This is a genomic window from Mycolicibacterium sp. MU0050 (genome assembly GCF_963378085.1).
GTDB lineage: Bacteria > Actinomycetota > Actinomycetes > Mycobacteriales > Mycobacteriaceae > Mycobacterium > Mycobacterium wendilense.
Map to the genome: position 1 here is coordinate 1,946,013 of NZ_OY726395.1, position 12,558 is coordinate 1,958,570.

Below are 12,558 nucleotides of genomic sequence, written 5' to 3' on the forward strand. Positions count from 1 at the left end.
CATCGCAACGGCCGACGCAGCTGGTCAGTCCACCGTCCGCTACGTCGGCGGGGGCGGCGGAGGGGCCACCGGCGGCGGCGGCGGAGCCGGGGCCGGAGGAGGTGGTGGCGCCAGGGTGATCGGCGGCAGCCCCGGGATCTCGATGATGTTCGGGGGCGGGCTGGCCGGCGGCGGAGCATCGGGCGGCGGGGGCGGCCCGGACGGTCGGTCGTAGCGCGGCTGATACACCGGCGCGGGCGCGACCCCGGTGCTGGTGTTGATGGTGATGATCGACCGCGGGATGGTCTTGCCCTTCGGCGTGGTGCCCACCACCGTGCCCCGCGACGCGGAACTGTTGACCGGCGTGGGCTCGTCGGCCACGCGGAAGCCCGCGTCGATCAACCGTTTCCGCGCGGCGTCCAGCTTGAGTCCGGTCACCGACGGCACCTCGCTGCCGGGGCCGCCGTCGACCCAGCGCGGCTCGGTGGGCGGCAACCGCAGCGGTCCCAGGTCTTCGGCGATCGGCTTCATCGCGGTGTACCAGGTGCGGGCGGGCTCGTTGCCGCCGTACAGGCTGCCGCTGCCGCACTTGCGCAGCGGATACGAGCAGATTCCCGACGGGTTGGGGGTGTCGTCGAAGATGTAGTTCGCCGCGGCGTACTGGTTGGTGAAGCCCAGGAACCCGGAGGAGCGGTGGGACTCGGTGGTGCCGGTCTTGCCGGCCATCGGCAGGTCCCAGCCCACCGAAGCGGCTGCGGCGGTGGCGGTTCCGCCGGTGTGGTCCTCGCTGAGCGCGACCATCAACGCATTCGCCAGTCCCTCGGGCACCGCCTGTTCGCAGGCCGGGGTGTCCAGCGTCACCTCGCGGCCGTGGCGGTCGAAGATCTTGTCGATCGGCGTCGGCGGGCACCACACGCCCCCGGAGGCCAGCGTCGCGCCCACGTTGGACAACTCCAGCGGGTTGACCTCCACCGGTCCCAGCGTGAACGACCCCAGGTTCTGCCGTTTGAGGTAGTCGGCCAGGCTTTCGTTGCCGTCCGGGTGGTAGGCGCGGGCGGTGCCAGGCTCGGCGTAGGAGCGCAGCCCGAGCCGGACCGCCATGTCCACCACGGGCGAAACCCCCACCTGCGCAATGAGCTTGGCGAACGCGGTGTTGGGCGACTTGGCCAGCGCGTCGGTGAAGTTCATCGGGCTCTGGAAACCCGCCCCGCCGGCGTTGCGCACGCACCACGTCATCGGCGGGCAGCCGGGGGAGGAACTGCTGCCCAACCCCTTGCCCTGGAACGTGTTCGGCACGTCGAGGTCGTTGTCGATGCCCATCCCCAGATCCAGCGCGGCGGCCGCGGTGAAGATCTTGAAGATGGACCCGGCGCCGTCGCCCACCAGCGAGAAGGGCTGCGGCTGCATGGTCTCGTTGGCCTTGAGATTCAAGCCGTAGGTGCGGTTGTCGGCCATCGCCAGCACCCGGTGCGCGTCCCTGCCGGGCTGCACCACGCTCATCACGCTGGCCACGCCGTCGAGGTCCGGGGCGGCCACCGCGTCCACGCCGCGCTTCACGCTGTCCTGCACCTTGGGGTCCAGCGTGGTCCGGATCAGGTAGCCGTTGCGCGCCACGTCCTCCTTGCGCAGCCCGGCCCGGGCCAGGTACTGCAGCGCGTATTCGCAGAAGAACGCCCGGTCGCCGGCGGCGATGCAGCCGTGCGGCAGCGGCCGGGGGTTGGGCAGCACTCCCAGCGGCTCGGCCTTGGCGGCGCGCAATTCCTCGGCGCGCTCGGGCAGGTTCTCGATCAGGGTGTCGAGCACGACGTTGCGGCGCTTCAACGCCCCCTCGGGGTTGGTGTAGGGATTCAGCGCGCTCGTCGACCGCACCATGCCGGCCAGCAGCGCGGCCTGCGGCCAGTTCAGGTCCGCGGCGTTGACCCCGAAATAGGTGCGCGCCGCGTCCTGCACGCCGAAGGCGCCGTTGCCGAACGACACCAGGTTCAGGTAGCGGGTCAGGATCTCCGGTTTGGACAGCGCCTGGTTCAACGCCATAGCGGCGCGGATCTCGCGGAGTTTGCGCGCCGGGGTGGCCGCGATCGCCGCGCGGCGCTCCGCATCGGTTTGCGCGTCGACCAGGAAGTTGAAGTTCTTGACGTACTGCTGCTCGATGGTCGAGCCGCCGCGGGTGTCCTCGTCGTCGCGCAGATACCCCAGGAACCCGGTGAGCGTCCCCTGCACGTCCACGCCGTTGTGCTCGGCGAAGCGCTTGTCCTCGATCGAGACGATCGCCAGCTTCATGGTGTCGGCGATCCGCGCGGTCGGGACCGGCCACCGCCGTTGCGCGTACAGCCAGGCGATCGGTTTACCACCGGCGTCGACCATGGTGGTGACCACCGGCACCTCGCCCTGCACCATCTTGGTGGTGTCCTCGGTGACCGCGTCGGACACGCGCATCGCGATCAGGCCGGCGCCGCCGGCGACCGGAAATGCCAACGCGGCGACCAGCACCCCGGCGAGCACGCAGTACAGCGCCAGCTTGGCCACTGTTGCTCGCCGCTGCCGGCGCTCCTCGGACATACCAACCACCCTAAGCCGTCGGCGATTTGCTGCCGCGGGGTTCGCCGCCGCGCGTCGCCCCCGTCGGCGCGGTGCCTGCCCACGCCGGCCGGACATGCGCACGCTGCGCGCGGGCCGGGGTATCGCCGGTGGCAACATAGAGGCCACGCATTCGGCCGCAGCAGGAGGTGATCGCACGGTGAGCAGTGCCGCACCGGGCAGTCCGCCGCTCAGACACACCGTGCTGGCCGACATCGACAGCAGCGCCTACCACTCACTGCTGCAGCGTCCGGTGACCCGCGCCGAGCGGTACGCGCTGGGCAAGAGCCTGCGCGAGAAGGTACACCGCAGCGAACTGGCCGACTGGACGCCGCCGCCGGACCGCCCCGACCCGATCCGGCTGATCGAACTCAACCACCATGGCCGCCAACCCCACCTGATCCCGGTGCGGGTGGGCCGGATGGCGGCGTCGCCCTACGGCTTCCTGCGGGGCAGCGCGGTGGTGATGGCCGACGACGTCGCCCGGTTGCCCTCGACCGGCATCACCCCGGTGGTCTGCGGCGATTCCCACCTGGGCAACTTCGGCTTCTACGCCTCGCCCGAGCGGGACCTGGTGCTGGACCTCAACGACTTCGACGAGGCCCATCCGGGCGGCTGGGAATGGGATCTGCGTCGCCTGGTCGCCAGCATCTGGGTGGCCGGCCGGCAGAACGGCGCCGCCGAGGACGACTGCGGCGCGGCGGTGCGCTCCTGCGTCACCTCGTATCGGCTGGAGTTGCGGCGGCTCGCCGAGGAGCCGCTGTTCTCCCGGTCCTTCACCCGCCTCGACGTCGAGCGGCTCGCGGGGGAGACCGCGCAGTCGCTGGCCGACGAGGTGCGGCGCTCGGCGCGGCGGGCCCGCAACCGCACCAGTGACCGCGCGCTGCCCCGGTTCACCCAGGAGATCGACGGGGTGCGCCGCATCGTCGAGGAGCCGCCGCTGATCACCCGGCTCCCGGACCGCGAGGCCGAGGCGCTGGCCGTGGCCCTCGACGAATACCTGCTGACGCTGTCGACGCACTGGCGCCGCGTGCTCGGCGGCTACACCCTGCTCGACGTCGCGCACAAGGTGGTCGGCGTGGGCAGCGTCGGGCTGCGCGCCTACGTCGCGCTGCTGGAGGGGTCCTCACCCGAGGACGTGGTGTTCCTCCAGCTCAAGCAGGCCCGCCGCTCGGTGCTGGCCCGCTACGTCCACGGCGAGTCCGCATGGCACGCCCATCAGGGCCAGCGGGTGGTCGAATACCAGCAGGCGCTGCAGACGGTCAGCGATCCGCTGCTGGGCTGGACCACGGTGGACGGGCTGCAGTACTACGTGCGCCAGTTCCGCAACATGAAGGGCAGCATCGCGTTGGACTCGATGGACCCGACCGCGCTCATCGACTACGCCGGGGTGGTCGGCCAGTTGCTGGCCAAGGGGCACGCCCGCACCAGCGGCGCCTCGATGATCGCCGGGTACCTGGGCCGCTCCGAAAAGGTCGACGACGCGCTGTGCGACTTCGCCCGCCGCTACGCCGATCAGACCGAGGCCGACCACGCCGCGCTGCTGGCCGCGGTCCAATCGGGCCGCCTGCCCATCGAGCGCGGGGTATAGGCCGATGCGCGGGGGGATCGCAATGCTGGCCGCGGCGGCGCTGACGCTCACCGGCTGCGCGGGCACCGTCGCCGGGGAGGCCGTGCGGGCTCCCGATGCGGCCGTCGTCGCGCAACTGGACACCGGCGACTACGACACCGCGCCCACCCGGGAGTTGGGTACCGCCGGCGACGACGCGTTCGCCCGCGGTCTGCTCGAGAGCCAGCGGATCGCCGAATTTGTCGTCGGCCCATGGGAAGTCGACGAGGAGCTGACCCGGCCGGCCGTCGGCGCGGGCAACGGGGTGAACCAGTCGATCCCCAGCGCCGACATTCTGCAGCAGGTCGTGGGCGAGGCCCCGGGTGTCGTGGAGGCGGGCCGCAACCGCGGTCTGATCGCGGGCTTCTCGAGTTGGCGCGGCGCCGCCGACGCCGCCACGGGGGGCTCGTTGCTCAACGCCGTGCTGCGGTTCCCCGATCCCGCGGCGGCCCAGGCGGCCGCGGCCGAGATCGCCGCGGCCCTCGACGCGCCGGGGCACGGCGAGTCCCCGCGGGAACCCGCACCGATTCCCGGCCACCCCGACGCGAGCGCGGTGAGCTACACCGACTTCGGGGGGACCTCCCGGGTGCGCAGCTTCACCGCCCACGGTCCGTACGTCCTCTATCAACTGGCCGCGCCCGGCGCCGACTCCGCCGCGGCCGCCCGCGAACTGATCGGGGACTGCCTCGACCAGCAGGTCCCGCTGATCGACAACTTTGTGCCCACGCCGGTCGACGTGCTGGGACAGCTGCCCAAGGATCCTTCCGGTGAGTTGTTGCCCGCGGTGCTGACCGACCAGAGCAACGGCGGTCTGCCGGTGTCCACCGGCGCGTGGCAACCGTTGGCGTGGCTGCATTTCGAGCCGGACCCCCGCTCGGCGCGCGAGGCGTTCGACGACGCCGACGTGGACGTCGTCGCGCAGCGGTTGGCCACGGTGTACCGGACTCGCGACGAGGGCGCGGCCGCCGCGCTGGCCGAATATCTGCAGACCGTCGCCGCCGACGCCCCGAGTGCCGAGCCGCTCGACGACGCGGTGCCCGGACTGCCCGCCGCGCGCTGCTTCGAACGCACCGAGGGCTACGAATCCGGGACGACGCCCGTGACGTGGCAATGGAGCTCATGGCACTTCAAATGCGTCGCCCACGTCGACCGCTACGCCTACACCGTGTTTTCCCAGTCGCTGCAGGACGCGAGGCAGCAGGCCGGCGCGCAGTACCGCATCCTGACCGCTTGAGCGCTCAGCGGCGACCGATCCTCTCCAGCAGCATGTTGGCCATGCTGCGCGGCGCCGATACCGGATGGAACGCCCGGGCGGCGACGGTCAGCCGCTGCTGCGCTTCGGCGCTGAGCTCGATTTCGGCTGCGGCGACGTTGAATTCGAGCTGTTCGACGCTGGAGGCGCCCGGGATGGCGACCACCTGCGGCAGGCTCAGCAGCCAGGCCAGCGCCACCTGTGCGGGCTTGGCGTCCACCTCGACGGCCACCTGACGCAACACGTCGAGCAACGGCTCGATCCGGCTGAGGTTCTCGGTGCCGAACAGCGGATTGGTGGCCCGCACCCCGCCGGGGCGATTCTGCAACCCGTACTTGCCGCTGAGCAGTCCCTGGGCCAGCGGGCTGTAGGCGATCACCACCCGTTGGTGCTGCTCGGCAAACGGCACCAGGTCGTCGAGCGGAGCGGGATTGGCCAACGAGAAGTGCACCTGGTTGCTGATCACCGGCAGGCCCAACGCGGCATCGGCCTTGCGCCAGCGCTCCAGGGAGTAGGTGGAGACGCCGGCCCGGCGGATGCGCCCGCTCTCCAGCAGTTCCCGCATGCCCGGCATGATCACCGAATCGGGGACCACCGGGTTGGGCTTGTGAATCTGGTACAGCGGGATGGTCTCGAGCCGCAGCCGCCGGGCGCTGGCCTCGGCGCGTTGCTTGACCACGGCGGGAAACGGCGCGATCGGGAAGATCTTGCTGGCCACCACCACCTCTGACCGCTCCTCGCCGAGCGCCTCGGCCAGGATGCGTTCGCTCTTGCCCATGCCGTAGATCTCGGCGGTGTCGAACAGTGTCACGCCGAGTTCGCGGGCCCGGCGGACGATGTCGCGGGCGGCGCCACTCGCGTAGTTCTCGCCGTAACCCCACTCCCGGGAACCGAACTGCCAGGTCCCCAGGCCGATCCGGCTGACCTGACCGAGCCCATCCACGTCGAGGTATCTCATGCGGTCCACCGTACTGATCGGGTGACCGGCGGCGGCGGGAACGCCGTCAGGAACTGCGGGTGGCCAGCCGGGTGATGGCGCCCTGCGAGGGCCGCTGCTTCACCCGTTGCGGCCACCAGAACCACTTGCCCATCAGCGCCGCGATGGACGGCATCATGAACGCGCGGATCACCAACGTGTCGAACATCAGGCCCATGCCGATCGTGGTGCCGATCTGGGCCACCACCACCATCTCGGAGACCATCATCGACATCATGGTGAACGCGAACACCAGCCCGGCCGCGGTCACCACCGAACCGGTGCCGCCCATGGCGCGGATGATGCCGGTGTTGATGCCGGCGTGCACCTCTTCCTTGAGTCGGGCGACCAGCAGCAGGTTGTAGTCCGCGCCGACGGCCAACAGCACGATCACCGCCATGGCCATCACCATGAAGTGCAACTCGATGCCGACCAGGTGCTGCCACACCAACACCGACACACCGAAGGAGGCGCCCAGCGACAGCAGCACGGTGCCGACGATGACCCCGGCGGCCACCAGGCTCTTGGTGATCAGCAGCATGATGATGAAGATCAGGCAGATGGCGGAGATGCCGGCGATCAGCAGGTCGTAGTTGTTGCCTTCCTGCATGTCCTTGAACGCCGCGGCGGTGCCGGCCACCTGGATCTTCGAGCCCTCCAGCGGGGTGCCTTTGATGGCCTCCTTGGCGGCCAGCTTGATGCCGTCGATGATTTTGATGCCGTCCGGCGTCAGCGGGTCACCGTCGTGAGAGATGATGAACCGCACCGACTTTCCGTCCGGCGAGATGAAGCTCTCCATGCCGCGCTTGAAGTCCTCGTTGTCGAAGATCTCCGGCGGCAGATAGAACGTGTCGTCGTTCTTGGCGTCGTTGAACGCCCGGGTCATGGCCGTCTGATTCTCTTGCTGGGCGGCCATCTGATCCTGCAGACCCTTCTGGGTCTGGTACATGGTCAGCATGGTGGTGCGCATGTTGCGCATCGACTCGATCTGCTGGGGCATCAGCGCGATCATCTGCGGCATCAGCGCGTTGAGCCGATCCAGGTCCGGTAGCAGCTCCTCCATCTGCGCGGTCATGACATCGGTGGCGTCGATGGCCTCCATCACCGATCGCATGGACTGGCACAGCGGGATGTTGTAGCAGTGCGGTTCCCAGTGCAGGTAGTTGCGGATCGGCCGGATGAAGTCCTCGAAATCCGAGATGTGGTCCCGCAATTCGATCACGTTGTCGACCATCACGTGGGTCTTGGCGGTCATGCTGCTGGTGGTCGCCGACATCTCCGTCATCAATTCGACCATGCGGTCCATGGTGTCGATGTTGGCCTGCATGTCGTCGGCCTGCACCAGCATGTCGTCGATGCGGTCCATCAGGTACTTGCGGTTCATGTCCATCAACAGACCGCTCTGGCCCATCTGGGCGGGGATGGTGCTGTACTCCAGCGGTTCGCCCTCCGGGCGGGTGATGGACTGGACCTCGCCGATGCCCGGCACCCGGAACACCTCCTTGGCGATCTTCTCGATCACCAGGAAGTCCGCGGGGTTGCGCAGGTCGCGCTCGGTCTCGATGAGCAGCAACTCGGGATTCATCCGGGCCGCCGAGAAGTGCCGTTCGGCCGCGGCGAAGCCCTCCTGGGCGGGCAGGTCCGTGGGCAGGTAGTTGCGGTCGTTGTAGTTGGTCTGGTAGCCGGGCAGGGTCAACAGCCCGACCAGCGACAGCGCGACCGTGGCCAGCAGCACCGGGCCGGGCCACCGCACCACGATGGTGCCGATCCGTCGCCACATCCGGATGCGCATGGCGCGCTTGGGTTCGAGGATCTTGCCGAACCGGGTGGCGACGCTGACCATCGCCGGCCCCAGCGTCAGCGCGGTGAGGACCACCACCACCATGCCGACGAACATCGGGATGCCCAGGGTCTGGAAGTAGGGCAGCCGGGTGAAGCTCAGGCACAGCATGGCCCCGGCGATCGTCATGCCCGATCCGAGCACCACGTGTGCGGTGCCGTGGAACATGTCGTAGTAGGCCGCCTCGCGGTCCATGCCCTTGGTGCGGGCCTCCTGATATCGCCCGAACAGGAAGATCGCGTAGTCGGTGGCGGCGGCCACCGCCAGAGTCACCAGCAGTTGGGTGGCGAACGTCGAGAGTCCGATCAGGTCGTGGTAGCCCAAGAACGCCACCACACCGCGCGCCGAGGCCAGACTCAACACCACCATGACCAGCGCCAGGACCGTGGTGACGATCGATCGGTAGACCAGCAGCAGCATCGTGATGATGACGGCGAAGATGACCGTCTCGATGACGCGCACCGAGCGGTCACCGGAGATCTGCTGGTCGTTGGCCAGCGCCGAGCTACCGGTGATGAAGACCGACAGCCCCGGCGGCGGCTCGAGGCCCTCGACGAGTTCGGTGACCGCCTGCACCGATTCGTTGGCCAGGGCCTCGCCCATGTTGCCGGCGAGGTACACCTGGACGTAGGTGGCCTTGCCGTCGGGGCTCTGCGCACCGGCCTCGGTCAGCGGGTCGCCCCAGAAGTCCTGGACATGCTCGACGTGCTTGGTGTCCGCCTTGAGCTTGGCGATCATGTCGTCGTAGAAGTAGTGCGACGCGTCGTCGAGCTGATCGTCGTGTTCGAGCACGATCATCGCCGAGCTGTCGGAGCTGAACTCCTCGAAGACCTGCCCGACCCGTTTCATCGCGATAACCGACGGCGCGTCGTCCGGGGCCATCGACACCGAACGCATCTGCCCGACGACCTCGAGCTGCGGCACCGTGATGTTCAGCAGCGCCACGAAACCGATCCAGACGAGGATGACGGGAACGGCGAGGGTGCGCAGCCACTTGGCCAATCCGCGGCGTTTCTCGTGTTCGGCCGGGGGCGGGGCGCCCGGGACGCCGCTGGCCGCGCCGGGGATCAGGGTGCTCATGCGGGCATCACTGGGCCGCGCACTCCGTGCTGGTGCCGGTATCGGCCATCAGTAGAAACCACCCGTGGTCGGTCGGGGAATCGCGTGGGCGAATCCGGCACTTTCGCATCTGTTAGTACGACTACTAATATCACACGGCGGTGCGGCTCGGGGCTCTCGCCATGCGCCGCGAGGCGGGTCCCCACCGCTGCGCACGCACCGAAACGCCGTCGCGGTCGGGGTCGAGTGTAGACGCCGGTTATAGGTAAGCCTTAGTCGGCACCGGGGGTGGCTCCGCCGCCGGGGGAGTCGGCCCGGGAGCGCCGCCACGACCGGTACCCGCTGCGGGCGGCGAAGACCCCGATGATCGCCATGACGCACCACACTCCGATGGCGGTGTAGGCCAGCGGCGCGGACAGGTCGCCGATCGACGCGCCCAGCGCGGTGTAGACGAAGGCGCGCGGCGCCGAGCCGATGAACGCGCCCACCGCCATCTGCCACAGCGGGACCCCGAAGGCGCCGAATCCGTAGGAGGCCAGCGCGTCGGAGACGCCCGGGATGAAGCGCTGGCCGACCACCGCCCATAGGCCGCGGCGCTCGATCTGCGCGTCGAGGCGGTCCGCGCGCTCGGCGCCCAGCAGGCCCCGAGCGCTCTCGCGGCCGGCGCGCCGACCGCCCAGGCTGGCCACGCAGGCGGTGCCGACCGTCGCGCCGAGTGTGACGAAGGTGCCCAGCAGCGGGCCGAACAAGAATCCGCTGCCGGCGGCCAGGATGGGGCCGGGCACGAAGATCGCACCGAGCAGCGCGGAGGCCACGACGTAGACCAGCGGGGCCGCCGGCCCGGTGGCGGCGATGAAGCCGCGGACGGCCTCCACGTCGAGGACCCGCGCGATCGCCACCGCGTAGAACAACGCGAACAGGAACGCGGCGAACACCAGCAGCCGCACCGCGTGGCGGCGCCGGGACACGGCGGGGTCGTCGTCGCTCATCGCCCGTCATCCTGCCGCAGTGCGGGCCGGCGGCACGAGTCCGCCGGGGCGCCTGTCCGCATTGCCCAGCTCTGAGCGACACGTGGCGGCGGGGTGGGGCGGTGCCGACGCTGCCGCGGAGCGCTACGACCGGGCGGCCGTGCGCGACCGCGCCCCGGTCCATCGGCGCAGCGCGGCCGACCAACCGGCGACGTCGCGGGAATCGCCCGCCCAGGCGATGTAGCCGTCGGGGCGGACCAGCAGCGCGTCGCCGTCGGTGGCGCGTTGGGCCTGGCGCAGCTCGACGTCGAGGGCCCGGGCGCCCCGCTCGCGCACCAGCACGAACCCGGGGGTGCGTTGCAGCTCGGTCAGGCGCGGGCCGATCAGCGGGACCGCGGTGGCCCGTCGTCCGATCAATCCGTGCCCGGGTCCATAGCGCAGCATGGTGCCCGCGAAACTGCCGGCCACCGCGGCGCGCACCCGCGGAATGCGTAGAGCGTTGGGCACCAACAGGTCCCGCACCCAACGGGCCGGACGGGCGTGCATGGTCACCGCGCGGGCCAGCAGGCCCGACTGGCGTAGCACCCGCTTGCCGATGGGGTGACGCTCACTGTGATAGGTGTCCAGGACCGCGTCGTCGGCACCGCCCAGCACCGCATCGATCTTCCAGGCGAGGTTGGCCGCGTCCTGGATCCCGGTGTTCATGCCCTGCCCGCCCATCGGCGAGTGCACGTGGGCGGCGTCGCCGGCCAGGAACACCCGGCCGTGGCGGTAGGCCGCGACTTGTCTTTCGTCCGAATGGAATCGGGAGGTCCAGCCCATCTGGACCAGGCCGAAGTCGGCCTGCATGGCCTCGGCCAGCGCACGTTCGACCTCGCCGCGGGTCACCGGCTCGGTGTCGGGCAACTGGTGCCGGCGGTCCCAGACCATCGCCCGGAACCACCGCCCCCCGGCGTCGGTACCGTCGGCGGGCGCGTCGTAGGGCGCCAGGAATCCGAGGACGTTCTCGGTGTTGCCGACCGTCAGGCCGCCGCCGTCGGGGCCCTCGGCAAGTTCGATGTCGGCCAACACCATTGAGCGCAGGATGGTCTCGCCGGGGAAGTCGGCGCCGACCAGGGTGCGCACGGTGCTGTGGGCGCCGTCGGCCCCGATCAGATAGCGCGCGTGCCAGGTCTGGGATCGCCCATCGGCGCCCCGCGCGGTCACGCTGACCCCGTGGGCGTCCTGGGCCAGGCCGGTCACCTCGTGCCCACGCCGGACCTCGGCACCCTGCTCGAGGGCGTAGCGGGCCAGGGCCGCGTCGACCTTCGTCTGCGGCGCGATCATCACGAACGGGTACTGGGAGTCCAGCAGGGTCAGGTCGAGCCGGGCCCCGGCGAACAGCGTGACCGCCGGGGCCCGGTGGGACTCGGCGAGCAGCCCGTCGGCCAGGCCGCGGGCGTCGAGCACCTCCAGGGTGCGCGCCATGGTGGCGAAGGCGCGGCTCGACGGGTTGATCTTCGGCCACCGCTCCAGGACCACTACTCGCCGCCCCAGGCGTGCGAGGTCTCCCGCCGCCGTCAATCCGGTCGGTCCGGCGCCGACGACGACGACATCGACGCGGGCATCGGCATCTTTGCTGATCATGACCGCCTCCCATGCAGTTCAACGCTTGTTGAATTCCACGGTAAGTCCGTCCGGGGGTCCTGTCAACAGTTGTTGAATAGACTGTGTTCATGGCTGCCAAGACCCGCGATGCCGACGCCACCCGAGCCACGATCCTGGCGGCCGCACGCACGCAGTTCGGGGCCCACGGTTTCGAACGCGCCACCATCCGCTCGATCGCCGCCGCGGCCGACGTCGACCCCGCGCTGGTGATGCACTACTTCGGCAGCAAGGCCAACCTGTTCGCGGAGGCCTCGAAGCTCGAGATCCCGTTCCCGGACCTCACCGAAACCCGGCCGGAGCGGGTCGCCGAGGTGCTGGTGCCGCTGCTGGAGCAGGTGTGGGGCAGCGAGGGCGCGTTCATCCCGCTGCTGCGGGCCGCCGCCACCAACCGCGCGGCCGCGGACATGCTCCTGGAGGTCTTCGTCCAACAGGTCGCCCCGGCGCTGGCGGCGGCGGCCATCGACCGCCCGTTAGAGCGCGCGGCGATGGTGGGCTCGCAGGTACTCGGGATCGTGGTGGCCCGCAACATCGTCGGCGTGCCGCCGCTGGTGTCGATGGACTCCGCCACGCTCGTCGAGTGGTTGCGTCCCGTCATCGCGCACTACCTGGCGGGTCCGGCGCCGGGCGAGACCTGCTGAGGGCCAAGCTGAT

The 12,558-nt window shown here is 70.1% G+C and carries 8 protein-coding genes; 3 read left to right on the forward strand and 5 right to left on the reverse strand.

The window, feature by feature from the left end:
- Nucleotides 1-39 precede the first annotated feature (39 nt).
- Entirely contained in the window at nucleotides 40-2,538 is a 2,499-nt protein-coding gene (gene ponA2, locus R2K23_RS09115) for a transglycosylase/D,D-transpeptidase PonA2 (RefSeq protein ID WP_316516145.1), read from the reverse strand.
- A gap of 178 nt (nucleotides 2,539-2,716) precedes the next feature.
- Between ponA2 and R2K23_RS09120 the strand changes: the two genes are divergently transcribed.
- Together R2K23_RS09120 and R2K23_RS09125 are read left to right on the forward strand one after the other, a co-directional pair.
- Nucleotides 2,717-4,147: a DUF2252 domain-containing protein gene (locus R2K23_RS09120; RefSeq protein ID WP_316516146.1), complete on the forward strand. Its 1,431-nt coding sequence runs from the start codon at nucleotides 2,717-2,719 to the stop codon at nucleotides 4,145-4,147.
- Nucleotides 4,148-4,151: 4 nt separating this feature from the next.
- Nucleotides 4,152-5,399, forward strand: coding sequence for a DUF7373 family lipoprotein (locus tag R2K23_RS09125; RefSeq protein WP_316516147.1), 1,248 nt, complete (start codon nucleotides 4,152-4,154; stop codon nucleotides 5,397-5,399).
- Nucleotides 5,400-5,403: 4 nt separating this feature from the next.
- Here the strand turns inward: R2K23_RS09125 and R2K23_RS09130 are convergent, their stop codons facing one another.
- The 4 genes from R2K23_RS09130 to R2K23_RS09145 form a co-directional block, all read right to left on the reverse strand.
- On the reverse strand, nucleotides 5,404-6,375 hold the full coding sequence (locus R2K23_RS09130; protein WP_316516148.1) for an aldo/keto reductase: 972 nt from the start codon (nucleotides 6,373-6,375) through the stop codon (nucleotides 5,404-5,406).
- 46 nt (nucleotides 6,376-6,421) lie between these two features.
- A complete protein-coding gene (locus tag R2K23_RS09135) occupies nucleotides 6,422-9,313 on the reverse strand; it encodes an MMPL/RND family transporter (RefSeq protein WP_316516149.1) in 2,892 nt (963 codons plus the stop codon).
- Between the two features lie 251 nt (nucleotides 9,314-9,564).
- Nucleotides 9,565-10,281 (reverse strand): TVP38/TMEM64 family protein, encoded by a 717-nt coding sequence (locus tag R2K23_RS09140; RefSeq protein WP_316516150.1) that lies wholly within the window; start codon nucleotides 10,279-10,281, stop codon nucleotides 9,565-9,567.
- A gap of 123 nt (nucleotides 10,282-10,404) precedes the next feature.
- The gene (locus R2K23_RS09145; protein WP_316516151.1) at nucleotides 10,405-11,886 is read right to left on the reverse strand and encodes an FAD-dependent oxidoreductase; all 1,482 of its coding nucleotides are present in this window, start codon (nucleotides 11,884-11,886) and stop codon (nucleotides 10,405-10,407) included.
- An 89-nt stretch (nucleotides 11,887-11,975) separates the two neighbouring features.
- Between R2K23_RS09145 and R2K23_RS09150 the strand changes: the two genes are divergently transcribed.
- The gene (locus R2K23_RS09150; protein ID WP_316516152.1) at nucleotides 11,976-12,545 is read left to right on the forward strand and encodes a TetR/AcrR family transcriptional regulator; all 570 of its coding nucleotides are present in this window, start codon (nucleotides 11,976-11,978) and stop codon (nucleotides 12,543-12,545) included.
- Nucleotides 12,546-12,558: the final 13 nt, after the last annotated feature.

What these genes read in the sequence shown, in the direction of transcription:
- R2K23_RS09140 (WP_316516150.1), bottom strand. Translation starts at nt 10,281, where the DNA reads ATGAGCGACGACGACCCCGCCGTGTCCCGGCGCCGCCACGCGGTGCGG.
- ponA2 (WP_316516145.1), bottom strand. Translation starts at nt 2,538, where the DNA reads ATGTCCGAGGAGCGCCGGCAGCGGCGAGCAACAGTGGCCAAGCTGGCG.
- R2K23_RS09125 (WP_316516147.1), top strand. Translation starts at nt 4,152, where the DNA reads ATGCGCGGGGGGATCGCAATGCTGGCCGCGGCGGCGCTGACGCTCACC.
- R2K23_RS09145 (WP_316516151.1), bottom strand. Translation starts at nt 11,886, where the DNA reads ATGATCAGCAAAGATGCCGATGCCCGCGTCGATGTCGTCGTCGTCGGC.
- R2K23_RS09150 (WP_316516152.1), top strand. Translation starts at nt 11,976, where the DNA reads ATGGCTGCCAAGACCCGCGATGCCGACGCCACCCGAGCCACGATCCTG.
- R2K23_RS09135 (WP_316516149.1), bottom strand. Translation starts at nt 9,313, where the DNA reads ATGAGCACCCTGATCCCCGGCGCGGCCAGCGGCGTCCCGGGCGCCCCG.
- R2K23_RS09130 (WP_316516148.1), bottom strand. Translation starts at nt 6,375, where the DNA reads ATGAGATACCTCGACGTGGATGGGCTCGGTCAGGTCAGCCGGATCGGC.